General features: G+C 74.0%; 22 protein-coding genes. 7 read left to right on the top strand and 15 right to left on the bottom strand.

Features of this window, described 5'->3' with window-relative positions; translation table 11 throughout:
* Positions 1 to 86: 86 nt before the first annotated feature.
* Together ABZY31_RS08110 and ABZY31_RS08105 are read right to left on the bottom strand one after the other, a co-directional pair.
* The gene (locus tag ABZY31_RS08110) at positions 87 to 1,007 is read right to left on the bottom strand and encodes an RNA polymerase sigma-70 factor (protein ID WP_356406051.1); all 921 of its coding nucleotides are present in this window, start codon (positions 1,005 to 1,007) and stop codon (positions 87 to 89) included.
* Positions 1,004 to 2,197: an FAD-dependent oxidoreductase gene (locus ABZY31_RS08105; protein ID WP_356406049.1), complete on the bottom strand. Its 1,194-nt coding sequence runs from the start codon at positions 2,195 to 2,197 to the stop codon at positions 1,004 to 1,006. The genes ABZY31_RS08110 and ABZY31_RS08105 overlap by 4 nt, the downstream gene beginning before the upstream one ends.
* Positions 2,198 to 2,352: 155 nt before the next feature.
* Here ABZY31_RS08105 and ABZY31_RS08100 point away from each other — a divergent pair, with 155 nt between their 5' ends.
* Positions 2,353 to 3,318: a helix-turn-helix domain-containing protein gene (locus tag ABZY31_RS08100; protein ID WP_356406047.1), complete on the top strand. Its 966-nt coding sequence runs from the start codon at positions 2,353 to 2,355 to the stop codon at positions 3,316 to 3,318.
* 101 nt (positions 3,319 to 3,419) lie between these two features.
* On the top strand, positions 3,420 to 4,418 hold the full coding sequence (gene gap / locus ABZY31_RS08095; RefSeq protein WP_356406045.1) for a type I glyceraldehyde-3-phosphate dehydrogenase: 999 nt from the start codon (positions 3,420 to 3,422) through the stop codon (positions 4,416 to 4,418).
* Between the two features lie 72 nt (positions 4,419 to 4,490).
* On the opposite strand, the gene ABZY31_RS08090 is transcribed toward gap, so the two are convergent.
* From ABZY31_RS08090 to ABZY31_RS08080, 3 genes are all read right to left on the bottom strand, one after another.
* Positions 4,491 to 5,336, bottom strand: a complete 846-nt coding sequence (locus tag ABZY31_RS08090; protein ID WP_356406043.1) for a serine protease — start codon at positions 5,334 to 5,336, stop codon at positions 4,491 to 4,493.
* 342 nt (positions 5,337 to 5,678) lie between these two features.
* Positions 5,679 to 7,124: a glyceraldehyde-3-phosphate dehydrogenase gene (locus ABZY31_RS08085; protein ID WP_356406041.1), complete on the bottom strand. Its 1,446-nt coding sequence runs from the start codon at positions 7,122 to 7,124 to the stop codon at positions 5,679 to 5,681.
* Positions 7,125 to 7,196: 72 nt separating this feature from the next.
* A complete protein-coding gene (locus tag ABZY31_RS08080) occupies positions 7,197 to 8,126 on the bottom strand; it encodes a TIGR04222 domain-containing membrane protein (RefSeq protein ID WP_356406039.1) in 930 nt (309 codons plus the stop codon).
* A gap of 181 nt (positions 8,127 to 8,307) precedes the next feature.
* On the opposite strand from ABZY31_RS08080, the gene ABZY31_RS08075 reads away from it, so the two are divergent.
* Positions 8,308 to 9,042, top strand: coding sequence for a Clp protease N-terminal domain-containing protein (locus tag ABZY31_RS08075; protein ID WP_356406297.1), 735 nt, complete (start codon positions 8,308 to 8,310; stop codon positions 9,040 to 9,042).
* On the opposite strand, the gene ABZY31_RS08070 is transcribed toward ABZY31_RS08075, so the two are convergent.
* The 5 genes from ABZY31_RS08070 to ABZY31_RS08050 form a co-directional block, all read right to left on the bottom strand.
* Complete coding sequence (locus ABZY31_RS08070; protein WP_356406296.1) at positions 8,975 to 10,129, bottom strand: AI-2E family transporter; 1,155 nt, start codon at positions 10,127 to 10,129, stop codon at positions 8,975 to 8,977. The genes ABZY31_RS08075 and ABZY31_RS08070 overlap by 68 nt on opposite strands.
* A gap of 157 nt (positions 10,130 to 10,286) precedes the next feature.
* On the bottom strand, positions 10,287 to 10,481 hold the full coding sequence (locus tag ABZY31_RS08065; protein WP_356406037.1) for a DUF3046 domain-containing protein: 195 nt from the start codon (positions 10,479 to 10,481) through the stop codon (positions 10,287 to 10,289).
* 27 nt (positions 10,482 to 10,508) lie between these two features.
* Positions 10,509 to 10,817, bottom strand: coding sequence for an AzlD domain-containing protein (locus tag ABZY31_RS08060; protein WP_356406035.1), 309 nt, complete (start codon positions 10,815 to 10,817; stop codon positions 10,509 to 10,511).
* Complete coding sequence (locus tag ABZY31_RS08055) at positions 10,814 to 11,473, bottom strand: AzlC family ABC transporter permease (RefSeq protein ID WP_356406294.1); 660 nt, start codon at positions 11,471 to 11,473, stop codon at positions 10,814 to 10,816. Before ABZY31_RS08055 ends, ABZY31_RS08060 begins: the two co-directional genes overlap by 4 nt.
* Positions 11,474 to 11,879: 406 nt before the next feature.
* On the bottom strand, positions 11,880 to 12,743 hold the full coding sequence (locus ABZY31_RS08050) for an AraC family transcriptional regulator (protein WP_356406033.1): 864 nt from the start codon (positions 12,741 to 12,743) through the stop codon (positions 11,880 to 11,882).
* Between the two features lie 79 nt (positions 12,744 to 12,822).
* On the opposite strand from ABZY31_RS08050, the gene ABZY31_RS08045 reads away from it, so the two are divergent.
* From ABZY31_RS08045 to ABZY31_RS08030, 4 genes are all read left to right on the top strand, one after another.
* Positions 12,823 to 17,439, top strand: coding sequence for a DEAD/DEAH box helicase (locus tag ABZY31_RS08045; protein WP_356406031.1), 4,617 nt, complete (start codon positions 12,823 to 12,825; stop codon positions 17,437 to 17,439).
* A gap of 168 nt (positions 17,440 to 17,607) precedes the next feature.
* Positions 17,608 to 18,264 carry a hypothetical protein gene (locus ABZY31_RS08040; RefSeq protein ID WP_356406029.1) on the top strand — a complete coding sequence of 219 codons (657 nt, stop codon included), beginning with the start codon at positions 17,608 to 17,610 and terminating at the stop codon, positions 18,262 to 18,264.
* Positions 18,265 to 18,347: 83 nt separating this feature from the next.
* A complete protein-coding gene (locus tag ABZY31_RS08035; RefSeq protein WP_356406027.1) occupies positions 18,348 to 19,139 on the top strand; it encodes a DNA-formamidopyrimidine glycosylase family protein in 792 nt (263 codons plus the stop codon).
* 32 nt (positions 19,140 to 19,171) lie between these two features.
* Entirely contained in the window at positions 19,172 to 20,047 is an 876-nt protein-coding gene (locus tag ABZY31_RS08030; protein WP_356406025.1) for an SDR family NAD(P)-dependent oxidoreductase, read from the top strand.
* On the opposite strand, the gene ABZY31_RS08025 is transcribed toward ABZY31_RS08030, so the two are convergent.
* From ABZY31_RS08025 to rimO, 5 genes are all read right to left on the bottom strand, one after another.
* The gene (locus ABZY31_RS08025; protein ID WP_356406292.1) at positions 19,995 to 20,201 is read right to left on the bottom strand and encodes a hypothetical protein; all 207 of its coding nucleotides are present in this window, start codon (positions 20,199 to 20,201) and stop codon (positions 19,995 to 19,997) included. The two genes, ABZY31_RS08030 and ABZY31_RS08025, sit on opposite strands and share 53 nt — an antisense overlap.
* A gap of 199 nt (positions 20,202 to 20,400) precedes the next feature.
* Positions 20,401 to 20,784: a helix-turn-helix transcriptional regulator gene (locus ABZY31_RS08020; RefSeq protein WP_330332964.1), complete on the bottom strand. Its 384-nt coding sequence runs from the start codon at positions 20,782 to 20,784 to the stop codon at positions 20,401 to 20,403.
* 109 nt (positions 20,785 to 20,893) lie between these two features.
* The gene (locus ABZY31_RS08015) at positions 20,894 to 21,382 is read right to left on the bottom strand and encodes a nicotinamide-nucleotide amidohydrolase family protein (RefSeq protein ID WP_356406290.1); all 489 of its coding nucleotides are present in this window, start codon (positions 21,380 to 21,382) and stop codon (positions 20,894 to 20,896) included.
* Positions 21,383 to 21,459: 77 nt separating this feature from the next.
* Positions 21,460 to 22,116, bottom strand: a complete 657-nt coding sequence (pgsA, locus tag ABZY31_RS08010) for a CDP-diacylglycerol--glycerol-3-phosphate 3-phosphatidyltransferase (RefSeq protein ID WP_356406023.1) — start codon at positions 22,114 to 22,116, stop codon at positions 21,460 to 21,462.
* Positions 22,113 to 23,630 carry a 30S ribosomal protein S12 methylthiotransferase RimO gene (rimO, locus tag ABZY31_RS08005; RefSeq protein ID WP_356406021.1) on the bottom strand — a complete coding sequence of 506 codons (1,518 nt, stop codon included), beginning with the start codon at positions 23,628 to 23,630 and terminating at the stop codon, positions 22,113 to 22,115. Before rimO ends, pgsA begins: the two co-directional genes overlap by 4 nt.
* Positions 23,631 to 23,735: the final 105 nt, after the last annotated feature.

Here is a 23,735-nt window from a genome sequence, read left to right as displayed (position 1 = left end):
TCTGCCCGCCCGCGGACCGCTACGACAGGCAATATCGCCGGGGCGCCCGACGACGGCCGGCCCGGCCCGGCCCGGACCGGACCGGCTCAGGACAGGTCGTACCGCGTGCCGCCCGCGACGGCGCGGAGCTTGTCCGGGTTGGCCACGTTGTGGAGGGCCGTGATGCGTCCCTCCGCGTCGAAATCGAAGGTCAGCGTGGCGATCACGCGGTCCGGGCCGTGGAAGACCACGCCGGGGCCGCCGTTGATCCAGGTGACTTCCGCCCGCATCCGCCCGGGCTCGATGCCCTGGTAGGTCGCGGTCCCGAGCGCGGCGAACCAACGGGCCACGCTCTCCTGGCCGATGACCGGCTTGAGGGCCTGGCGGACCTTGCCGCCGCCGTCCGTCCACAACGTCACGTCCGGGGCGAGCAGTTCCATGAGCGCGTTGAGGTCGCCGCCCGAGACCGCCCCGAAGAAGCGCTCCGTGACGTCGCGTTGGCGGGCGCGGTCCGCCGGGAAGCGCGGCCGCCGGGCCCGGACGTGCTCGCGGGCGCGGTGCGCGGCCTGCCGCACCGCCGCCTCCGAGCGCTCCACCGCCTCGGCGATCTCCGCGTGGCTGAAGGCGAAGACCTCCTTCAGGACGAACACCGCGCGCTCCAGCGGGCTCAGCGACTCCAGGACGACCAGCAGCGCCAGGGAGACCGAGTCCGCCGCGGCGACGCCGTCGGCGGTGTCCGGAGCGGTCAGGACCGGCTCGGGGAGCCACGGCCCGACGTAGGTCTCGCGCTGCCGGCGGGTGGAACGCAGGCGCTCCATCGACAGGTTGGAGACGATCCGGGTCAGGTACGACTTGGGGTCCGCGACCTGGGACCGGTCCGCCGCCGACCACTTGAGCCAGGCGTCCTGCACCACGTCCTCGGCGTCGGCGGCGGTGCCGAGGAGGCGGTAGGCGACGGAGAAGAGCAGCGTGCGGTACTGCTGGAAGGCGGCCTGGTCCGGCAGCTCGGGTCCCTGCGGCTGGGTCACTTGGCACTCCGGATCCTGGTGTGGCGGCCGCCGTGCGGCCAGAACGCGCCCGAGGCGGGCATCTTCTTCATGCGGGCGAAGGTGGCCCACGGAGCGGCCGTGACCGCCTCCTTGTACGTCGCGGCCCGCTTGCCCGTCAGGACGAGCCGGCGCGGGCTGTCGTCGGGGCGGGTGAACTGTACGACGGCGTCGGCGCGGCCCAGGCTGACGGGGGTGTGGTAGTAGCCGAAACGGAAGGGCTTGGGCTCCTTGCCGCCCAGCACCCGCAGGATGGACAGGGCCGCGTGCACCCCGGTGGGCATGCCGCCCTGGCAGGTCCCGTGCATCACGCCGTAGCGCTGGCGGACCGCCGCCGCGTCGCCCACGGCGTAGACGTCCGGGTGGGAGACCGAGCGCAGCGCGCCGTCGGTGACCACGCGGCCGCGCTCGTCGACGCTCAGGCCCGCGGCGGCGGCCAGCGGCGGGACGCGGGTGCCGCTGGTCCACAGCACCGCGGCGGTGGGGATGGCGGTCCCGTCCGCGAGCCGGACACCGTCGGGCAGCACCTCGGTCACCTCGACGCCGCCGCGCACCCGTACGCCGAGCCGGGCGAGCGCCGCGTCCAGGTGGGCCCTGGCCTTCGGGTGGAGGCCGGTGCCGGGCGCCTGCCGGCCCAGCAGTTCGACCGTGAGCCGCGGGTACCGCTCGGCGATCTCCGCGGCGGCTTCGACGCCGGTGAGGCCGCTGCCGCCGACCACGACGGTCCCGCCGTCGAGCCGGGCCAGCCGGTCGGCAAGGAGGGCGGCGTCCTGCGGGCCGTCCAGGGTGTAGGCGTGGTCGTCCGCGCCGGGCACGGTGACGGTGTCCGCGACGCTGCCCAGGCCGTAGACCAGGGTGTCGTAGCGCAGGACCCGGTCGTCGTCGATCCGGACGGTCTTCGCCCCGGCGTCCACGGCGGTGACCCAGCCGCGGACGAAGGCGGCGCCGGTGCCCTCCAGCAGCTCGGGGATGTTCATCTCGGCCGTCTGCTGACCGGTGGCGGTCAGGTGCAGCCGCAGCCGCTCGGTGAAGTGGTCGTGGGGATTGACCAGCGTCACGCGCAGGTTCCCGCGCTTCCTGGTGCGGGCCGCGAGCTGGACCGCCGCGGCGAGACCGGCGTAACCGGCGCCCAGGACCAGGACCTCGTGCTGCCGCGCTGTCGTCGTGTTCATCGCTCTGCCTCTTTCGTGGGGCCGTTCCCGCCGTGCGGACGACCATCAGACGCGAGCAGGGCCTCCGTTCGTGACACGGGTGCGGTGTGACCCCCGTCACGCGTCCTTACCGGCCGGTCACCGCGGGCCGGCCGTCCCCGCGTAGGCTCAAGGCCGTGCCCGTCCCGCCCGCCTCCCGTCCGCACCGCGTCGCCGTCCTGGTCCTCGAAGGGGCCAAGCCGCTCGACGTCGGCATCCCCGCACAGGTCTTCTCGGCCCGGGCGAGCATGCCGTACGAGGTCCGCGTCTGCGGGGCGGCGCCCGGCCTCGTGACCGGCGGCGACGGGCTCTCGTACGCCGTCGCCCACGGTCTCGACGCGCTGGCGTGGGCCGACATCGTCTTCGTCCCCGGCTACCGGTTCCCGGACCGCGACGATCCGCCGCCGGCCGTCGTCGACGCGCTGGTCGCGGCGCACGCGCGGGGCGCGCGGCTCGCCGCCATCTCGACCGGCGCCTTCGCGCTGGCCGCCACCGGCCTGCTCGACGGGAAGCGCGCCACCACCCACTGGCACTACGCGCGGGCGCTCGCGGCGAAGTGGCCGCGGGTGCGGGTCGACGAGAACGTGCTGTTCGTCGACGAGGGCAGCCTGCTGACCTCGGCGGGCGCCGCCTCGGGCATCGACCTGTGCCTGCACGTCCTGCGCGGCGACCTCGGGGTGGCGGCCTCGAACCACACGGCCCGGCGGCTGGTCGCGGCCCCCTACCGCAGCGGCGGCCAGGCACAGTACGTACCGCGCAGCGTGCCCGAGCCCCTCGGCGAGCGGTTCGCCGCCACCCGCGAGTGGGCGCTGCACCGCCTCGGCGAACCGCTGACGCTGGAGGCGCTCGCCCGGCAGGCGGGGGTGTCGCCGCGCACCTTCTCGCGGCGCTTCGCAGAGGACACCGGCTACACGCCGATGCAATGGGTCATGCGCGCCCGCCTCGACACGGCCCGTGAGCTGCTGGAACGCTCGGAGCGCAGTGTGGAGCGGATCGCCGCCGACGTGGGCCTGGGCACCGGGGCGAACCTGCGGCTGCACTTCCAGCGGATCCTGCGCACCACTCCGAGCGAGTACCGGCGCACCTTCGCCCGCGGCGAGTAGCGCACCTGGCGCGATCCTTGCGGACCGTGGCGATCACGCCGCTGTCACCGGGCGGCGCCGCGCGCGAAGCTGGAGGGGAACCCGAAGGGATACCGATACTCATGACCCGCATCGCCATCAACGGATTCGGCCGCATCGGACGCAACGTGCTGCGCGCGCTGCTCGAACGCGACAGCGACCTGGAGGTCGTGGCCGTCAACGACCTCACCGAGCCCGCCACCCTGGCGCGGCTGCTGGCCTTCGACACGACCGCGGGACGGTTCGGCCGCCCGGTGCGGGTCGACGGGGACGACCTCGTCGTCGACGGGCGCCGCATCACCGTCCTCGCCGAGCGCGAGCCGGAGCAGCTGCCGTGGGAGAAGCTCGGGGTCGACATCGTGCTGGAGGCGACCGGCCGTTTCACGTCCGCCACCGCCGCGCGCGCCCACATCACCGCGGGCGCGAAGAAGGTGCTGGTCAGCGCGCCGGCGGACGGGGCCGACGTGACGCTCGCCTACGGGGTGAACACCGGTGCCTACGACCCGGCCGCGCACACCATCGTCTCGAACGCCTCGTGCACGACCAACGCGCTCGCGCCGCTGGCCTCGGTCCTGGACGACCTCGCGGGCATCGAGCACGGTTTCATGACGACGGTGCACGCCTACACGCAGGAGCAGAACCTGCAGGACGGCCCGCACCGCGACCCGCGGCGCGCCCGCGCCGCGGGCGTCAACATCGTGCCGACCACGACGGGCGCCGCGAAGGCGATCGGGCTGGTGCTGCCGAACCTCGCGGGCAAGCTGTCGGGCGACTCGATCCGGGTGCCGGTACCGGTCGGGTCGATCGTCGAACTCAACACGACGGTGGCGCGCGAGGTGACGCGCGAGGACGTGCTGGCGGCGTACCGCGCCGCCGCGGACGGACCGCTCGCGGGCGTCCTGGAGTACTCGGACGACCCGCTCGTCTCCTCCGACATCACCGGCAACCCGGCATCGTCGATCTTCGACTCGGCGCTCACCCGCGTCGACGGCCGCCACGTCAAGGTGGTCGCCTGGTACGACAACGAGTGGGGCTTCTCGCACCGCGTCATCGACACCCTCGAACTCCTCGCGGCCGGCTGACCGCGCCGGAGAGTGCGCCGACCGCCCGCCGACCGCCCGCGAGAGGGCGGCCGGCGCGCGGAGCGGGCGGGGTTACGGCCGCGGCAGGGTGCAGCCGGGGCGGGTCAGGTCGATCTTGCTGCCGGCACCTATGCAGGGGACGATGATGTAGGTCTCCTGCCCGTAGTTGATGCCCTGGCGGACCGTCACGTTGCCGTTCTGGTCGACCTCGCACGGGTTGTTCTCGGTGCAGCGCTGGCCGTCCTCGTTGCCCGTGTTGTTGACGGCGACGACGCGGCCGGTCGCGGTGTCGATCACCGGCGAGCCGGAGGTCCCGCCGATCGTGTTGCAGGACGAGGTGTAGCGGATCGAGTCCTTCCAGGTCCAGTCGCCCTCCTTGAGGCGGTAGGCGAACCCGTCCACGTTGCAGGTGTAGATCCGCTTCCAGTACCCCGACACGACCTTGATCGAGGTGCCCTGCACCGGGTGCGCGTCGTTGAGGGTGAGCGCGCCGATGCCGTACTGGCTCTGGATCTGCGCGTACGTCTTGGTCAGCTGGTAGACCGAGATGTCGGTGTCGGTCATCGTGGCGTACGCGACCTTGCTGGCCCGCAGCGTCGCGACCTTGGTACCGGCCCCGTTGAGCAGCGAGAACGACCGGCTGGACGGCTGGTCCTTGATGACCTCGCCCGCGGCGGGGAAACCGGTTTCCAGGCAGTGGCCGTTGGAGAGCACGAGCGCGGGGTCGCTCGCCAGGGAGTTGGGCGTCCGGACGACCGAGCCGGAACAGTTGCTGAGCGCGACCGTTCCCGCGAAGTTGACCGTGACGGCCGGCGCGGCCTTCTCGGTGTCCGCCCGGGGGCCGGAGGCCACGGCCGGTGCTGCCGCCGCGCCGATCAGGAGCAGCGAGAGCAGTGCGCCGACGAGAGGCTTCTTCATGTGGGGGTTCCCCTCTGCATGACGGTGCAACCGAAGATCCTTCGGTTGTCATGCGCATTGTTGGGACCCCCGCCTCAACTGGCAAGAGGGCGGCGGGCGTTGCGGAACCACCCGATCCGGCCATGATCATCCCGGCCGCGCGGGCGGCCCGCGCGGGCCGCGCCGCCACCGGGCGCGATCAGGGACGTACGGACGCCGCCGCGCTCGGGCACAAGTCACCTCTCGGCCGGATCGCGCGCGGCGACACCCCCCGGGAACCCCCGGAAAACCGCTGCCCGCCCGGCCCGGGTCCCGCGGTGCGGGACGGGGGCCGGACGGGCAGCGGGCCGGACGGAGGGCGGATCAGACCGCCGGAGCCGGGTAGGTCGGGTACTCCACGCCGGAGACGTACTGGACGACCCGGATGACCTGGCACGAGTAGCCGAACTCGTTGTCGTACCAGAGGTAGAGGATGGCGTTGTCGCCGTCGACCTTGGTGGCGCCCGCGTCGACGATCGAGGCGTGCCGCGAGCCGATGAAGTCGCTGGAGACCGCGTCGGGGGCGGTGGTGAAGTCGATCTGGCGCTTCAGCGGCGAGGTCAGCGAGACGTTCCGCAGGTAGTCGAGGACTTCCTCGCGGGTGGTCTCGCGCCCGAGCCGCAGGCTCAGGATCGCGATCGAGACGTCCGGCACCGGGACGCGGATCGAGCTGCCGCTGATCGGCGCCTTGAGGTCGGGCAGCGCCTTGGCGACGGCCGAGGCGGCGCCGGTCTCGGTCATCACCATGTTGAGCGGCGCGGAGCGGCCGCGACGGTCGGCGCTGTGGTAATTGTCCAGCAGGTTCTGGTCGTTGGTGAACGAGTGGACGGTCTCCACGTGGCCGCGCAGGACGCCGTACTCGTCCGCCATCGCCTTCAGCGGCGGGACGATCGCGTTGGTGGTGCACGAGGCGCAGGACAGGATCTGCTCGTCCGGCTTGATCGTGTCGTGGTTGACGCCGTGCACGATGTTGGGGACGTCGCCCTTGCCCGGAGCCGTCAGGACGATCTTGTCGATGCCGGGGCGCAGGTGCTTCGAGAGGCCCGCGCGGTCACGCCACTTGCCCGTGTTGTCGATGAGGATGGCGTCCTTGATGCCGTACGCCGTGTAGTCGATCTCCGACGGGTCGTTGGCGTAGATCACCTTGATCTCGTTGCCGTTGGCGATGATCTTGTTGTTCGCCTCGTCAACGGTGATCGTGCCCTGGAACTGACCGTGGATGGAGTCGCGGCGCAGCAGCGAGGCGCGCTTGACGATGTCCTGGTCGCCGCCCTGGCGGACGACGATGGCGCGCAGCCGCAGGCCGTTGCCGGAGCCGGCCTTCTCGATCAGCAGGCGGGCGACCAGGCGGCCGATGCGGCCGAAGCCGTAGAGGACCACGTCCCGCGCCTCGCGGCGCTCGATCTTGTCCTCGCCCGTGGCGCCGGCGACGGCCTCGGCGGTGAACTCCGTGACGGAGAGGCCGCGGCTGTCGGCCTTGTACGTCGCGGCGAGCATGCCGAGGTCGATCTGCGAGGGGCCGAGATCGAGGGTGGTGAGCGCCTGCAGGAAGGGAAGCGTCTCGGTGACCGAGAGTTCCTCACCGGCTATCTGCCGGGCGAATCGGTGGATCTTGAGAATGCTGACCACCGACTTGTTCACCAAGGAGCGGCTGTGCAGCAGGACGGTCACGTCCCGCTCGCGGTGCAGCTTCCCGATGATCGGGATCATCGACTCCGCGATCTCCTCGCGGTTCTTCCAGTTGGTGAACGCGTCGTCTTTGACAGTCACAGGTTTATCTTTCGAGCTAGGGGGCGCTCATATGCTATCCCCCTCCTCTTTTGATCGTTCAAACGGTGCCCCCTATCCGCACCCGCACCCTCCGCAGCCCCCGCCGCACCCGCCTCCGCAGCCGCTCCCGCACCCACCGCCGCAACTGCCCGCCGCCTTCGAGGCGGAGGAGTCCGAGGCGAGCGCGGACGAGGACCCGGCCGCGCCGGCGACCACCGGGACCAGTGGCCACGGGGCGGTCAGCAGGGGTACGAGCGCCGCGGGCGCGCGGCCGGAGCCGTGCCGGGCGACGTCCGCCAGTACGCCCGCCCCCGCGCCCGGCTCCCCGGCCGCCGGCCGCGGCTGCCAGGTACGGTCCTGCACGACCTCCCGCAGCCGCCGCAGCCCCGCCCGCGTCGCGTGCGGAGAGGGGGCGCGCACCAGGCGCCGGGGGGCGAGCCAGACCCCCAGAGCGACCACGCCCAGCACCCCGAAGGCGATCAGCGGCGCGACCCCACTGCCCTGCCCGGTCAGCGAGTCGGTGACCAGGGCCGCGATCCCCAGCAGGGCGGCGAGCACCGCGAGCACGCCCACCAGGTCGTCGAGCCGCCCCGCCGGCCGCGCCCGTTTGCCTCCCGGGGCCAGGCCGCGGCCGCCCAGCACCTCCTCGACGCGCCGCACCGGCGCACTCAGCGCCGCCCGCCGCCTGACCTCGGCGGCGGGCTCGCCCCGGCCCGCGTCCCCCGCAGCCGCGTACGCCGCCGCCCGGACCGGGTCGCCCGGCGCGGGTCCGTCCAGCGGGGCCAGCCGCTTGCCCTCCCGCACCTCCAGCCGCCCGGCCAGGTACAGGGAGACCAGTGCCACGTCGGCGACGGCGGTCCGGCCGCCTCGCAGGTACGCCGCCTCGTACAGCGTGAGCGGCTCGTGATCGGCGGGCGGGACGAGCGCCCGGTGGGCGCGCAGGCGCCATCCGACCGCCGCAAGCAGCGGCGCGGCCGCCGCGACGAAGAGGAAGATCCACACAACTACCCCCCACAGCAGTCTCCTTGGGGACGAGTGTGCGGTCGGCGCAGCACCCGGGGCAATCTCCCAGCGAAGTGACAACCCAGGGTTGACACCCCTTCGACTGTCAACCTACGGTTGCGCTATGACGCACCCGACGAACCCTCCGGCGGGCTCCGCAGAGAACGCGGCCCCCGCACGCATGACCAACCCCGTCCGCCTCGACGACCTGATCGCGGGCATCAAGCAGACCCACCCCGACGCCCTGGAACAGCTCAGCGGGGCCGTCGTCGTCGCCGAGCACCTCGGGGACGTCGCCGACCACCTCATCGGCCACTTCGTCGACCAGGCGCGCCGCTCGGGCGCCTCCTGGACCGACATCGGGCGGAGCATGGGCGTCACCCGCCAGGCCGCCCAGAAGCGCTTCGTGCCCAAGGGCGACGGGGACCTCGACGCGAGCCAGGGCTTCTCCCGCTTCACCCCGCGGGCCCGCAACGTCGTCGTCACCTCCCAGAGCGAGGCCCGCGCGGCCGGCGGCGCCGAGATCCGCCCCGAGCACCTCGTCCTCGGCCTCCTCGCCGAACCCGAGGGCCTCGCGGCCCTCGCGCTGAGCGCCCAGGGCATCGACCCGGACGCCGTACGGGCCGCCGCCACCGCCACCCTGCCGCCTCCCGCGGACCGGATCCCCGACCTCATCCCCTTCGACGCGAACGCCAAGAAGGCCCTGGAGCTCAGCTTCCGCGAGGCCCTGCGCCTGGGCCACAACTACGTCGGCACCGAGCACATCCTGCTCGCCCTCCTCGAACTGGAGGACGGCGACGGCGTGCTCAGCGGGCTCGGCGTCGACAAGGCCGCCGCCGAGGCGCACGTCACCGAGGCCGTGGACGCCGTACTCGCCGCGACCAGGCAGCAGCAGCCCGGGACGCCCGCCCCGTGACTCCCGCGAAGGGGCCGGGTCCCGCGCCGGATCCGGCGTCCTCCCCCTCGCCCTCCTCGTCGACCACCGCGTACCGCCGTACGTAAGCGCCGAGGAAGGCCTGGAGGGTCGCGACGGCCGGGATCGCGATCAGCGCGCCGACCGCGCCGAGCAGGGCCGTCCCCGCGATGACCGACCCGAAGGCCACCGCGGGGTGGATGTCGACCGTCTTCGAGGTCAGCTTCGGCTGGAGCACGTAGTTCTCGAACTGCTGGTAGACCACCACGAACCCGAGGACGTACAGCGCGTACCAGGGGTCGACCGTGAAGGCGAGCAGCATCGGCAGCGCGCCCGCCAGGTAGGTGCCGATGGTGGGGATGAACTGGGAGACCAGGCCCACCCACACCGCGAGCGCGGGCGCGTACGGCACGTGCAGCACCACGAAGACGACGTAGTGCGCGACCCCGGAGACCAGCGCCATCAGGCCGCGCGAGTAGAGGTAGCCGCCGGTCTTGGCGACGGCGATCTCCCAGGCGCGCAGCACCTCCGACTGCTTCGCGGGCGGCAGGACGGAGCACAGCGCACGCCGCAGCCGCGGCCCGTCGGCGGCGAAGTAGAAGGCGAACAGCCCGACCGTCAGCAGTTGGAAGAGCCCGCCGAGCACCGTGGCGGAGACGTCCAGCACGCCGGACGCGCTGTTCTGCACGTACTTCTGCAGCCAGTCCGAGTGCAGCAGGCTGTCCTGGATGTCCAGACGGGACAGGTCGGTGTGGAAGGTGCGGTTGATCGAGCCGACCACCGAGTCGAGGGTGCCGGGGAAACCGCCCACCATCGCCACGATCTGCTCGGCGAGCATCGAGCCGAGCAGGACGACGAAACCGGCGGCCGCGACGAAGACCCCGAGGAAGACCAGGAAGGTGGCCAGCCCGCGGCGCATCCCGCGGGCCGCCATCCGGGCCACCGCCGGTTCGATCGCGAGCGCGAGGAAGAACGCGATCAGGATGTTGATGAGCAGCCCGATGAGCTGGTGGAACGCCCAGCTGCCGAGCTGGAAGCAGGCGATCAGCGCGAGGACGAGGACCACCGCGCGCGGCAGCCAGCGCGGCATCCGCTCGTGGGAGGCGCCGCCGGAAGCGGCCGGCCACCCCGCGGGCGGGCGCGCACCGGGCGGGGGCGTCGGATCCGTCGGGTCGGTGTCGAACTGGTCAGTGGCTGCCACACCGACCAGTCTCCCGCACCGGCGGCGGCGCCGCGGACCGGCGCGGTCAGCGCAGCGAGGCCGGCACGTCCATGGCCGAACAGACCGCCCGCCACACGTCCTTCGTTTCCCAGCCCGCTTCCAGCGCCTGGACCACCGTGCGCCCGCCCAGCTCCGCCATCACGTGGTCGCGGGCGAAGGACTCCGCGTAGGCCGCTCCGAAGTGCTCCGCCATCCGTTCCCAGAAAATCGTCAACCGCATGCGTCCATTATCCCGCCCCCGCCGGGCTCAGCCGCCCAGGGCCCGCACCCCCGCGGTGACGGCGACGGCGACCGCGATGACCACCAGGAACGGGGCCCGCAGCAGCAGCGCGACCCCGGCGCCCACGAGCCCGGCGGCGCGGGCGTCGACCACCAGGGCGGAGCCGGTGCTGAAGGTCTGCTGCGCGGTGAGCGCGGCCAGCAGCGCGACCGGCAGCAGCGCGGAGAGCCGCCGGACCAGGGGCCGCTCCAGCACCCCGGCCGGTACGAGCAGCCCGGCGAGCTTGACGGCGTAGCAGCCGAGGGCGGTGAGCCCGATGGCGATCCAGACGTTCACGAGCGGGGTCCCTTCGTGCGGCGGCCGGTGAGGAAGAGGACGGCGGGCGCGGCGAGCGCCGCCACCAGGACCGGTGCCCCGGCGGGCAGCACCGGCAGGAAGCCGAGCCCGAGCACCAGGGCGAGCAGGGCCACGGCCCGCTCGGTGGTGGTGCGCAGCATCGGCGCGAGCAGCGCGAGGAAGACGGCGGGCCCGGCCGCGTCCAGGCCCCAGGCGTTCGTGTCGCCAATGGCTTCGGCGCCGAGCGCGCCCAGCAGGGTGGTGAGGTTCCACAGCAGGTAGAGGGTGAGCCCGGTGACGGTGAAGCCGAGGCGGGCGTGGGACCGGCCGCGCTGCGCGAGGGCGACGGCCGTGGTCTCGTCGATGACCCAGTGCGCGGCGAGCGGGCGCACGGCGCGGGGCAGCCGCAGGAGCGGGGACAGCCGCAGCCCGTAGAAGGCGTTGCGGGTCCCGAGGAAGAAGGCCCCGGCGGCGGCCGTGAAGGGATTGCCGCCCGCGGCGAGCGCCCCGACCAGGGCGAACTGCGAGGCGCCGGTGAAGACCAGCAGGCTCAGCACGCAGGCCTGCGCGGTGCTGATCCCGGCTCCGGCGGCGGTCACGCCGAAGGCGAAGCCGGACAGCCCCACGGCCACCCCGACGCCGAGCGCGTCCCGCACGACGGCCCGCCGCCCGGCCCGGCGGTCGGGCCCGTCCGGGTCACCCGGCCCGTCCGGGCCGCCCCCGCCGGCCGCGCCGCGCGTGCCGTCCGCAGGGGCCGGTCCGTCCGGGCCACCCGGGTCACCCGGGCCGCTCGGGCCGTCCACGCCGGTCGGTCCGTACCCGTCGCTCCGGTCCCCACGGTCACCCCGGTCACCCCGGTCACGCCCGCCGGGCCCGGCCGCCCGGGCGCCGCCGTCGGCCCTCGGCCCGGCCGGATCCGCATCCACTGTCCGCTGCTCTCTCACCCGGCGACGCTATGGCGGCGCCCACCGACCCGTCTTGTACGTTCTTGCGCCCGCCCCGGCGGCCCGGCCCCGGCGGGGCACCCGGTACGGCAGGGCACGCCCCGCGCCCCGCGGGCGCTCACGCGGCGCCCGCCCGGCCCCGGCGGTACGCCCCCGGCGGCACCCCCACGATCCGGGTGAAGTGCCGGTTCAGGTGCGGCTGGTCCGTGAAGCCGACCGCGAGGGCCGCCTCGGCGGGCGGGGTCCCCGCCTCCAGCAGCAGCCGGGCCCGCCGGACCCGGGCGTCCGTCAGCCAGGTGTGCGGCGGCATCCCGTACCGCTCCCGGAAGGCCCGCAGCAGCGCGAACGGCCTCGTGCCGAGCTGCGCCGCGAGCCGTTCCAGCGACGGCGGCTCGCACATCCGCGCCTCCAGGACCTCCCGGGCCCGCTCGGCGTCGGCGGCCCCCGCGGCGGTGGCCGCGCGGGCGGGCAGCGGGCCGGCGTGCCGGCGCAGCATCCGCGCCACCACGCCCCGCAGCAGCGTGTCGGCTGCGAGCGGGTTGCCCGCCTCGGCCGCCCGGTGCACGTCCGCGATCATCCGCGCGGCCCGCGGGTCCATGACCATGTCGGGGGTGAATCCGGGGGTGCCGCGCGGGGCGCCGTCGTCCTCGGCGACCTCCGCGATCAGCTCCCGCGAGGGGTAGAGGGTCGCGTAGGCCCAGCCCTCGGGGACCCCGGCGGGTGCGGAGTGCGGGACCTCGGGGTTGATCAGGACCACGCTGCCCGGGCCCGCCCGCACGACCCCGCCGGGCAGCCCTATCTCCTCGACGCCGCCGGTGACGGCCGCGATCACGTACCCGTCGTGCGCGTGCCGCGGAAAGGTGTGGCGCACGTAGTGGGCGCGCAGCAGGTCCAGGCCGGGCAGCTCGGCGTACTGCCAGTGCCGGGCCCACTCGCCGGTCCCGCCCGCGCCGCGCCGCGCGCCGTCCTCCGCTGCCGCCATTCCTCCATTCTGCGCCCTCCTTCCGGGTGCGTCCGCGCAGGTCCGGGCCGTTGTCAGTGGCGGGGTGCACGATGGGGGCATGGCCGGCTCCGCGCTCGATTCGTTCTCCCCCGCGACCCGCTCCTGGTTCACGGGGGCCTTCCGTACGCCCACCGCCGCGCAGGAAGGGGCCTGGCGGGCCATCGGCGAGGGCTCGGACGTCCTCGTGGTGGCGCCCACGGGCTCGGGCAAGACCCTCGCCGCGTTCCTCGCCGCGCTGGACCGGCTGGCGGCCGTACCCCCGCCGGCCGAGCCGAAGAAGCGCTGCCGGGTGCTGTACGTATCGCCCCTCAAGGCCCTCGCGGTGGACGTGGAGCGCAATCTGCGCAGCCCGCTGACCGGGATCCGGCAGGAGTCGCTGCGGCTCGGGCTGCCCGAGCCCGACATCCGGGTCGGGATCCGGTCCGGTGACACCCCGCCCGCGGAGCGCCGGGCGCTGGCGACCCGCCCGCCGGACATCCTCATCACCACCCCCGAGTCCCTGTTCCTGATGCTGACCTCGGCCGCCCGCGAGGCCCTCACCGGGATCGAGACGGTCATCGTCGACGAGGTGCACGCGGTCGCCGCGACCAAGCGCGGCGCCCACCTGGCGCTGTCCCTGGAGCGGCTCGACGAACTGCTGCCCCGCCCGGCCCGCCGGATCGGCCTGTCGGCGACGGTCCGGCCGGTGGACGAGGTGGCCCGCTATCTGGCCCCGCGCGGCAAGGTGGAGATCGTCCAGCCGCCCTCGACCAAGGAGTTCGACCTGTCGGTGGTCGTCCCGGTGCAGGACATGGGCGAGCTGGGCGGCTCGCCCGCCACCGAGGGCAAGGAGGGCGGCGACAAGCCGTCGATCTGGCCGCATGTGGAGGAGCGGATCGCGGACCTCGTGCAGGCCCACCGGTCCACGATCGTGTTCGCCAACTCGCGGCGCCTCGCCGAGCGGCTGTGCAACCGGCTCAACGAGATCGCCTATGAGCGGGCGATGGGCGAGCCGCTGCCCTCGGGCTCTCCCCCCGCCGAGATCATGGCCCAGTCGGGCGCCGCGCAGGGTGCCCCGCCGCTGCTCGCCCGCGCCCACCACGGCTCGGTGTCCAAGGAACAGCGGGCACTGGTCGAGGAGGACCTGAAGGCCGGGCGGCTGCCCGCCGTCGTCGCCACGTCCAGTCTCGAACTGGGCATCGACATGGGCGCGGTGGACCTGGTCGTACAGGTGGAGTCGCCGCCGTCGGTGGCCTCCGGCCTCCAGCGCGTGGGCCGCGCCGGACACCAGGTCGGCGCGGTCTCCACCGGCGTGGTGTTCCCGAAGTACCGCGGCGACCTGGTCCAGGCGGCCGTGGTCACCGAGCGGATGCGCAGCGGGTCCATCGAGTCCCTGCGCGTCCCCGCCAATCCGCTGGACGTGCTGGCGCAGCAGCTGGTGGCGATGACCTCGATGGACACCTGGCAGGTGGACGACCTGCTCGCCCTGGTGCGGCGGGCGGCGTCCTTCGCCGCGCTGCCGGAGTCGGCGTTCACCGCGGTCCTGGACATGCTGGCCGGGCGCTATCCCTCCGACGCGTTCGCGGAACTGCGGCCGCGCGTGGTGTGGGACCGCGTGGCGGGTACGGCCACGGGCCGGCCGGGGGCCCAGCGCCTCGCGGTCACCTCCGGGGGCACCATCCCGGACCGCGGCCTGTTCGGCGTCTTCCTGGTCGGCTCGGACCCGAAGAAGGGCGGCGGCCGGGTCGGCGAGCTGGACGAGGAGATGGTCTACGAGTCCCGGGTGGGCGATGTCTTCACCCTCGGCACCACCTCCTGGCGCATCGAGGACATCACGCGGGACCGGGTCCTGGTCACCCCGGCGCCCGGGGTGCCCGGGCGGCTGCCGTTCTGGAAGGGCGACCAGCTGGGCCGCCCGCTGGAACTGGGCCGCGCGGTGGGCGCGTTCGTCCGCGAGGTCGGCGCCCTGTCCGAGGAGGACGGGCGGCTGCGGCTGCTCGCCGCCGGCCTGGACGCCTGGGCCGCGCAGAACGTGCTGGCGTACCTCGCCGAGCAGCGCGAGGCCTGCGGGCACGTGCCCGACGACCGGACCATCGTGGTCGAGCGGTTCCGCGACGAGCTGGGCGACTGGCGGGTGGTGGTCCACTCCCCCTTCGGCGCCCAGGTGCACGCGCCGTGGGCGCTGGCGCTGAGCGCCCGCCTCGCCGAGCGCTACGGGATGGACGCGCAGGTCATGCACGCCGACGACGGCATCGTGCTGCGCCTGCCGGACGCCGACCTGCTGGGCCTCGGCGGTGAGCCGCTCGACCTGCTGGACCACGACCCGGCCCCGGCGAGCTCCGCGACCGCCTTCGAGTTCGACGACGAGAAGGCCCCGCTGGGCGCGGCCGACGTCACCTTCGACCACGGCGAGGTCCAGGGCATCGTCACCGAACAGGTTGGCGGATCGGCGCTGTTCGCGTCCCGCTTCCGCGAGTGCGCGGCGCGCGCCCTGCTGCTGCCGCGGCGCAATCCCGGCAAGCGCACCCCGCTGTGGCAGCAGCGCCAGCGGGCTTCGCAACTCCTCCAGGTGGCCTCCGAGTTCGGTTCGTTCCCGATCGTCCTGGAGGCGGTGCGCGAATGCCTCCAGGACGTCTTCGACGTTCCGGGGCTGACCGAGCTGATGGGGGACATCGAGTCCCGCCGGGTCCGCCTGGTGGAGGTCACCACCGCCGAGCCCTCGCCCTTCGCCCGCTCCCTGCTGTTCGGTTACGTCGCCCAGTTCCTCTACGAGGGGGACTCGCCGCTGGCCGAGCGCAGGGCGGCCGCGCTCTCCCTGGACTCCCGGCTGCTGGCCGAGCTGCTCGGCCAGGCGGAGCTGCGCGAGCTGCTGGACGCGGAGGTACTGGCCGAGCTGGAGCGGGAGCTGCAGTGGCTGACCGCGGAGCGCCGGGCCCGGGACGCGGAGTCGGTGGCCGACCTGCTGCGGCTGCTGGGCCCCCTCACGGAGGCGGAGCTGGCCGAGCGGGGCGCCGAGCCGGCCTGGGCGCGGTCCCTGGCCACGGCCCGGCGGGTGATCGCGGTGCGGATCGGCGGCGCGGAGCACTGGGCCTCCATCGAGGACGCGGGGCGGCTGCGGGACGCGCTGGGGACCGCGCTGCCGGTGGGCGTGCCCGAGGCGTTCACCGAGCCGGTCAAGGACCCGCTGGGCGATCTCCTTGCCCGGTACGCCCGTACGCACGGCCCCTTCACCACGGCGGCCGTCGCCGCCCGCTTCGGCCTGGGCACGGCCACCGCCGACGGGGCCCTGCACCGGCTCGCCGCGGCGGGCCGGGTGGTCCAGGGCGAGTTCCACCCGGCGGGCATCGGCCAGGAGTGGTGCGACGCGACCGTGCTGCGCAGGCTGCGCCGCCGCTCGCTGGCCGCGCTGCGCCAGGAGCTGGAACCGGTCCCGCCGACCGCCCTGGCCACCTTCCTCCCCCAGTGGCAGCACCTGGGCGGCGCGCTGCGCGGGATCGACGGCCTGGCCCGGGCGGTCGAGCAGCTCCAGGGCGCGCCGGTCCCGGCGTCGGCGCTGGAGCGGCTGATCCTGCCGTCGCGGGTCAGCGGCTTCTCCCCCGCGCTGCTGGACGAGCTGACGACCAGCGGCGAGGTGCTCTGGGCGGGCGCCGGAGCGCTGCCCGGCAAGGACGGCTGGGTCTCGCTCTACCTGGCGGACGCGGCGCCGCTGCTGCTGCCGCCGCCGCACCCGCTGGATCCGTCCCCGCTGCACCAGGGGGTCCTGGACGCCCTCTCCGGCGGGTACGGCCTGTTCTTCCGGCAGATCGCGGAGTCCTTGCGGAGCGGCCCGCTGCCCGAGGTGAGCGACGTCCAGCTGTCCGAGGCCCTGTGGGACCTGGCCTGGTCGGGGCGGCTGACGAACGACAGCCTGGCGCCGCTGCGCGCACTGCTCGGCTCGGGCCGGACGGCGGGCGCGACCGCCCACCGCGCCCGGCGGACGGTGCCGCGCGGGCGGTACGGCACGCTCGGCGCGCAGGTCTCGCGGACCGGTCCGCCGACGGTCTCGGGGCGCTGGTCGCTGCTGCCCGCCCGCGCGGCCGATCCCACGCACCGGGCGCACGCGCTGGCCCGGACCCTGCTCGACCGGCACGGGGTGGTGACGCGGGGGGCGGTCGCCGCGGAGGGCGTCGAGGGCGGGTTCAGTGCGGTCTACCGGATCCTGTCGGCCTTCGAGGACAGCGGGCAGGCCCGGCGCGGCTATGTGGTGGAGGGGCTGGGGGCGGCCCAGTTCGCGATGGACGGCGCGGTGGACCGGCTGCGGGCCGCCGAGCGGAACCCGCCCCCGCTGGCGGCGGTGGTGCTGGCGGCGGCCGATCCGGCCTCCGCGTACGGCGCGGCCCTGCCGTGGCCGGAGCCCCCGGCCGGCTCGGCCCACAAGCCGGGCCGCAAGGCGGGCTCACTGGTGGTGCTGGTGGACGGGGAACTGACGCTCTATCTGGAGCGGGGCGGCAAGACCCTGCTGGCGTGGCCCGAGGTGGACGATCCACGGCTGACGGCGGCGCTGGGCGTCCTGGCGGCCGCGTGCCGGGCGGGCACGGTGGCGCCGCTGACGGTGGAGCGGATCAACGCCTCCCCGGCGCTCACCTCGCCGCTCGGCCCGGGCCTGGAGGCCGCGGGCTTCCACGCGACCCCAAGGGGGCTGCGGCTGCGGCCGTGACCGGGCCGCGGTGCGCGCCGACGCAAGCGGAAGGGCTGGTACCAGGCTGAGACGGTCTTGGGACGCGGCCGGCGCAATCCGGCCCGCCCGGCCGCTTACGCTGCTCGCTGATCATCCGATTGACCATGCACAGTCACATTCATGGGGGACACAGTGAGCACAACCGGCATGCGCCGAACCACCCTGGCGGCCACGGGCCTGGCGGTCGTCGCCGTCCTGGCCCTGAGCGGCTGCAAGAGCGGCAACGAGGAGGCGGACGCGGCGAAGACGACCGCGCCCTCCGCCCAGCCGTCGCAGTCCGCCCAGCAGCCCGGGGCGAGCACCGCGCCCAGCGCCTCCGCGAGCGCGCCCGCCGCCGGCGGCAGCGGCGCCACGGCCACGGCGGGCCAGAAGTTCGCCCTCGGCGAGCAGGCGCAGTTCCCGTTCACCTCCGGCAGCACCAAGGGCACCATCACGCTCGCCGTCACGGCCATCGAGAAGGGCCAGCCGGCCGACCTCGCGCCGTTCAAGCTCGGCGACAAGGTGAAGGGGATGGTTCCGTACTACATCCGCTACCAGGTCAAGAACGTCGGCACCACGGACCTGTCGTTCGCCTCGGTCGGCCACATCAAGGGCCACCTCGGCGACGACAGCGAGGCCCAGGAACTCACCGTCATCGGCAAGTTCGAGAAGTGCCCGAACAACTCCCTGCCCAAGGGCTTCACCAACGGGCAGGTCATGTCGGGCTGCGCGGTCGCGCTGGCCCCGTCCGCCGAGACGAAGGTCGCCTCCGCCGAATACTGGGGCGACCCGTTCACCCTGGGCAAGGGCCTCGTCTGGAAGTGAGGCGCGAGCCGGCCGTGACGCCCGGCGCATTCGCCCGGCGCCGACGCCCGGCGCACCTTCGGGCACGGGGCCACAATGGCCCCATGCCCGAAGGTGACAGCATCTGGCGCGCGGCCCACCGCCTGCGCACCGCCCTGGCCGGCCACCCCCTGGTCGTGAGCGACCTGCGCGTCCCGCGCCTGGCCACCGTCGACCTCACCGGCCGCACCACCCTGGACGTCGTCCCGCGCGGCAAGCACCTCCTGCACCGCGTCGAGGGCGGCCTCACCCTGCACAGCCACCTGCGGATGGACGGCTCCTGGCGGGTGTTCGAGCCCGGCGCCCCCTGGCGCGGCGGCCCCGAGTACGAGATCCGCGCCGTCCTCGGCACGGCGGAGCAAACGGCCGTGGGCTACCGCCTGCCCGTACTGGACCTGCTCCGCACCATCGACGAGCACCGCGTCGTCGGCCACCTCGGCCCCGACCTGCTGGGCCCGGACTGGGATCCGCAGCTCGCCGCCCGCAACCTGCTCGCCGACCCGGACCGCCCCCTCGGCGAGGCCCTGCTCGACCAGCGCAACCTCGCCGGGATCGGCAACATCTTCAAGGCCGAGGTGTGCTTCCTGGCCCAGGTGACCCCCTGGACCCCGGTCGGCGCCCTGGCCGAACCGGAGCGCACCCTGCCGCGCGTGGCGGCCGCCGCGCACCGCCTCCTGGACGCCAACAAGGACCGGTCCCGCAACACCACCGGCAGTCCCCGGCGCGGCCAGGAACTCTTCGTGTACGGGCGGCTGCGCCGCCCGTGCCTGCGCTGCGGCACCCCGATCCGCGAGGCCCCGCAGGACGGCCGGCCCACCTACTGGTGCCCGCGCTGCCAATCGGGCCCGACCAGTTGACGCTCCGTCAGATACGGTCGTACGGTCCCGGCATGTCCTCACCCCACCCGCTGCCCGCTCCCACCGCCCCCCTCGCCGCACCGGCGCCCGCACCCGCACCTCCGCCCGTGCCCGCCCCGGCCGCCGCACCGGCCCCTCCCCCGCCCCTGCCCGCGTACGACCTCACCGGCCGCACCGCGCTGGTCACGGGAGCGGCCGGCGGCATAGGCCGCGCCACCGCCGTGCTCCTCGCCGAGGCGGGCGCGGCCGTGCGCTGCGTGGACCTGGACGCACGGGGCCTGGACGAGACAGCCGCCCTCGTGGCCAAGGGCGGGGGCCCGCCCGCCACCGTCCACGTCCTCGACGTCACCGACCGCGCCGCCCTGCGCGCCGTGGTGGAGGTCGCCGGACCACCGGACATCACCGCCGCGGTCGCCGGGATCATGCACACCAGCACCGTGCTGGAGACCCGGGACGAGGACCTGGACCGGGTGATGAACGTGAACTTCAAGGGGATCCTGTTCACCTGCCAGGAGGCGGCCCGCGCCCTGATCGCGGCCGGGCGGCCCGGCTCGATCGTCACCATGGCCTCCGGAGCGGTCGACGCCGCCCAGCCCGGCCTGCTCTGCTACAGCGCGGCCAAGGCCGCGGTGGTCCAGCTGACCAAGACCCTGGCGACCGAGGCGGGCCCGCACGGCATCCGTGTCAACGCGGTCGCGCCCGGGTGGGTCCGTACCCCGATGACCGCCCGGCACGGCCGGGAGGTCCAGGAGCGGACGGAGGCGGCGATGGTCCGCATGTCCCCGCTGCGCCGGGTCGGCGAGCCCGAGGACGTCGCGCAGGCGGTGCTCTTCCTCGCCTCGGAGGCCTCGTCGTTCATGACGGGGCAGATCCTGCGTCCGAACGGCGGCGTCGCGATGCCCTGGTAGCGGCGCCGTGGCGGGCGCAGTGCACCGGCAGCAGCCCCAGCCCCCAGCCGCCCGCGGCCACCGCCCCCTCGACCGGCCCGGCGGCCGCGGGCGCCAGCGCGAGCCGGAGCACCGCCCACCACCACAGCGCGCCCAGGACCAGGGCCAGGGGTATCCACAGGTTCCGTAACCGCCGCACGGCAGCCTCCCAGGGCCGGGATGGACTCGCCCCATCCTCCCGCACCCCCCGCGCGCCCGCACCCAGAAGCGGTCCGCGGAGCCACCCCGGCCTGCCGGCGGTCCGGAACGGCACGGAGCCCCGGCCGGCGCATCACACGCCGACCGGGGCTCCGGCCACACTCACGCTCTGAACATCAAGCGGCGACGACGTTCACCGCTTCCACGGGCGACTTGATGGTCACCCGCTCCGGCGGGCCACCCGTGACCGAGGCCACGGAGACCGAATTGAGCATCGGGCGCACCGGTGCCGGGACCGGTTCGCTCGCCGCGGCCGACTGCGCGAGTTCGGCGAGCGACAGTTCGTCGCTCACTTCGCGCATCAGCTCGGACATCCGTACGTCCAGCGCGTCGCAGATCGCGGAGAGCAGCTCGGAGGATGCCTCCTTCTGCCCCCGCTCCACCTCGGAGAGATAGCCGAGCGAAACTCGGGCGGACGAGGAGACTTCGCGCAGAGTACGGCCCTGGCGCTGGCGCTGCCGACGCAGCACGTCACCCAGCAGGCGACGGAGCAGAATCATCGGTGGCTCCCTCCTCTGACCGTGTAGCCGTAACCTTCACGCCCCACCGTACCGCCTCGCGCCGCGGCCGTGCGGGGAGCGATGTCGTGTTCACTCAGGGCTGCAAACATCAAATCCCCCCGTTCCGTTCCGTGTCCTGCCTTCGGAGATTCTCGCGGAGTTCGCTCGAGAGAAGTTCGAGCACTGTCCGTACACTCTCCCTACGAATTTCCGCCCGTGAGCCGTTCAACCTCAGCCGGGCCGATTTCCTGCCCGCGGGCCCCGCGACGGCGATGAAAACCGTCCCCACCGGCTGCCCGTCCTGGGGCTCCGGACCGGCCACCCCGGTGGTCGATATCCCCCAGGTCGCGTCCAGCAGGCGCCGCACTCCCGCCGCCATCTCCTGCGCGACCTGCGCGTTCACCGCTCCGTGCGCCGCGAGCAGCTCGGCGTCGACGCCGAGCACCCGCTCTTTGATCTCGGTGGCGTACGCCGTGACCGAGCCGCGGAAGGAGCGCGAGGCACCGGGAACCGATGTCAGCTCGGCGGCGACCAGTCCGCCCGTGAGCGACTCCGCAACGGCGAGCGTCCCGTCACTCTCCGCGAGCAGATCGAGCACTTCCGCAGCCGTGGCGGCGGCGTCCGCCGCCGTCTGCGGCCCCTGCGGGGACCCCTCGGACCGAGCGCTCGCGTGCGTCACCTCGCGGCCCGCTCCGCGATGATGCCCTGCCGGCGCAGCACGACGGCCTGGCGGATGTAGTCCAAACCGGTGACGACTGTGAGAAGTACGGCCACCGCCATGACCCAGAACCGCAAGGTCGCCAGCGGCCCGGTCAGCGCCAGCACGTACATGCCGACCGCCGTCCCCTGGGCGAGGGTCTTGAGCTTCCCGCCCCGGCTCGCCGGGATCACCCCGTAGCGGATCACCCAGAACCGCAGCAGGGTGATCCCCAGCTCGCGCCCCAGGATCACGCCGGTGACCCACCAGGGCAGGTCACCGAGCCAGGACAGACACACCAGAGCCGACCCCATGATCGCCTTGTCGGCGATGGGGTCGGCGATCTTGCCGAAGTCGGTGACCAGGTCGTAGGTCCGGGCCAGGTGGCCGTCGAAGATGTCGGTGATCATGGCCACGGCGAACGCCGCCCACGCCAGCGCCCGCCAGACGGGGTCGTAGCCTCCGTCGGCGAGCAGCAGCAGGACGAACCCCGGCACGAGCACGAGCCGGATCATCGTCAGGATGTTGGCGATGTTCCACAGGCTGGCCTGGTTGACGGCCGCCGCCCCCAGCTTCGCGCCGGGCGCCGGCCGGCGGCCGGTCCCGCCCGCCGCGGGTGCCGGGACTCCGGTCATCCGGCCGCCTCCTCAAGGTTCCCGATCCCGATCCCCAGCGGCTCGGCCACCAGGTCCACGCCCAGCGTGCCGACCACCTTCGCAGTGACGATCCGCCCGGGCACCAGGCCCGCGCCGTCGGTGAAGACGACCTGGCCGTCGGTTTCGGGCGCCTGGTGCGCCGCGCGCCCGTAGGCACCCGCGTCGTCGCCGTTCTCGTCGTGCCCGCCGTCAATCGCGACGACGGTCTCGACGAGTACCTCCAGGGTCTCTCCGATCCGCTCCTCCGCGCGCTGCGAGGTCAGCTCCTCCGCCAGCCGCTGCATGTGCGCGAGCCGCTCGGCGATGGTGTCCTCGTCCAGCTTGTTCTCGTAGGTGACGGCTTCGGTGCCGTCCTCGTCCGAGTAGCCGAAGACGCCGATGGCGTCGAGGCGGGCGTGGGTGAGGAAACGCTCCAGCTCGGCGAAGTCCGCTTCCGTCTCGCCGGGGAAGCCGACGATGAAGTTGGACCGCACGCCGGCCGTGGGGGCCTTGGAGCGGATGGTGTCGAGCAGCTCCAGGAACCGGTCGGTGTCACCGAAGCGGCGCATGGCGCGCAGCACGTCGGGCGCGGAGTGCTGGAAGGACAGGTCGAAGTACGGGACGACCTTGGGGGTCGAGGTGAGCACGTCGATCAGGCCGGGCCGCATCTCGGCGGGCTGGAGGTAGCTGACGCGGACGCGCTCGATGCCGTCCACGGCGGCCAGCTCGGGCAGCAGGGTCTCCAGCAGGCGGATGTCGCCCAGGTCCTTGCCGTACGAGGTGTTGTTCTCGGAGACCAGCATGATCTCCTTGACGCCCTGCTCCGCGAGCCAGCGCGTCTCGCCCAGCACGTCGCTGGGGCGGCGGGAGATGAAGGAGCCGCGGAAGGACGGGATGGCGCAGAAGGAGCAGCGGCGGTCGCAGCCGGAAGCGAGCTTCACGGAGGCGACGGGGCTGTTGCCGAGGCGGCGGCGCAGGGGCGCGCGCGGCCCGGAGGCGGGCGCGAGCCCGTCCGGCAGGTCCGCGGGGGCTTCGGCGACCGGCTCCTGGGCGTGCCCGGGCAGGGCGACGTCGGTGTCCTGGCGGGCGGCCGGGCTGATCGGCAGCAGCTTGCGCCGGTCCCGGGGGGTGTGGGAGGCGTGGATGCCGCCGTTGAGGATCGTCTGGAGGCGGTCGGAGATGTCGGCGTAGTCGTCGAAACCGAGGACTCCGTCGGCTTCGGGGAGCGCTTCGGCGAGTTCCTTGCCGTAGCGCTCGGCCATACAGCCGACGGCTACGACGGCCTGCGTGCGGCCGTGATCCTTGAGATCGTTGGCTTCCAGCAGGGCGTCTACGGAGTCCTTCTTGGCGGCTTCGACGAAGCCGCAGGTGTTGACGACGGCTACGTCCGCGTCGGCGGCGTCCTCGACGAGCTCCCAGCCATCCGCCGCCAAGCGGCCTGCGAGCTCCTCCGAGTCCACCTCGTTACGGGCGCAGCCAAGAGTGACAAGGGCGACGGTACGGCGTTCGGGCATGGACTCAAGACTACTTCGTCCCGGCACCGGCCCCCGCCCCGTCCGTCGCCGCGCCCGGGACAGCGCGGACCCCGGGGTGCGCGGGGCTCCCCGGGGTCCGCCGGA

Origin of the sequence: Streptomyces sp. NPDC006529 (assembly GCF_040611795.1) — a bacterium.
Classification (GTDB): Bacteria; Actinomycetota; Actinomycetes; order Streptomycetales; family Streptomycetaceae; genus Streptomyces.
Note: the sequence above shows the minus strand (reverse complement) of the source record. Positions and strands in the feature narration are given on the sequence as shown.

What these genes read in the sequence shown, in the direction of transcription:
- ABZY31_RS08090 (WP_356406043.1), bottom strand. Translation starts at nt 5,336, where the DNA reads ATGAAGAAGCCTCTCGTCGGCGCACTGCTCTCGCTGCTCCTGATCGGC.
- pgsA (WP_356406023.1), bottom strand. Translation starts at nt 22,116, where the DNA reads ATGACCGGAGTCCCGGCACCCGCGGCGGGCGGGACCGGCCGCCGGCCG.
- ABZY31_RS08040 (WP_356406029.1), top strand. Translation starts at nt 17,608, where the DNA reads ATGCGCCGAACCACCCTGGCGGCCACGGGCCTGGCGGTCGTCGCCGTC.
- ABZY31_RS08030 (WP_356406025.1), top strand. Translation starts at nt 19,172, where the DNA reads ATGTCCTCACCCCACCCGCTGCCCGCTCCCACCGCCCCCCTCGCCGCA.
- ABZY31_RS08065 (WP_356406037.1), bottom strand. Translation starts at nt 10,481, where the DNA reads ATGCGGTTGACGATTTTCTGGGAACGGATGGCGGAGCACTTCGGAGCG.
- ABZY31_RS08045 (WP_356406031.1), top strand. Translation starts at nt 12,823, where the DNA reads ATGGCCGGCTCCGCGCTCGATTCGTTCTCCCCCGCGACCCGCTCCTGG.
- gap (WP_356406045.1), top strand. Translation starts at nt 3,420, where the DNA reads ATGACCCGCATCGCCATCAACGGATTCGGCCGCATCGGACGCAACGTG.
- ABZY31_RS08020 (WP_330332964.1), bottom strand. Translation starts at nt 20,784, where the DNA reads ATGATTCTGCTCCGTCGCCTGCTGGGTGACGTGCTGCGTCGGCAGCGC.
- ABZY31_RS08050 (WP_356406033.1), bottom strand. Translation starts at nt 12,743, where the DNA reads ATGGCGGCAGCGGAGGACGGCGCGCGGCGCGGCGCGGGCGGGACCGGC.
- ABZY31_RS08070 (WP_356406296.1), bottom strand. Translation starts at nt 10,129, where the DNA reads ATGCCGCGCTGGCTGCCGCGCGCGGTGGTCCTCGTCCTCGCGCTGATC.
- rimO (WP_356406021.1), bottom strand. Translation starts at nt 23,630, where the DNA reads ATGCCCGAACGCCGTACCGTCGCCCTTGTCACTCTTGGCTGCGCCCGT.
- ABZY31_RS08075 (WP_356406297.1), top strand. Translation starts at nt 8,308, where the DNA reads ATGACCAACCCCGTCCGCCTCGACGACCTGATCGCGGGCATCAAGCAG.
- ABZY31_RS08105 (WP_356406049.1), bottom strand. Translation starts at nt 2,197, where the DNA reads ATGAACACGACGACAGCGCGGCAGCACGAGGTCCTGGTCCTGGGCGCC.
- ABZY31_RS08035 (WP_356406027.1), top strand. Translation starts at nt 18,348, where the DNA reads ATGCCCGAAGGTGACAGCATCTGGCGCGCGGCCCACCGCCTGCGCACC.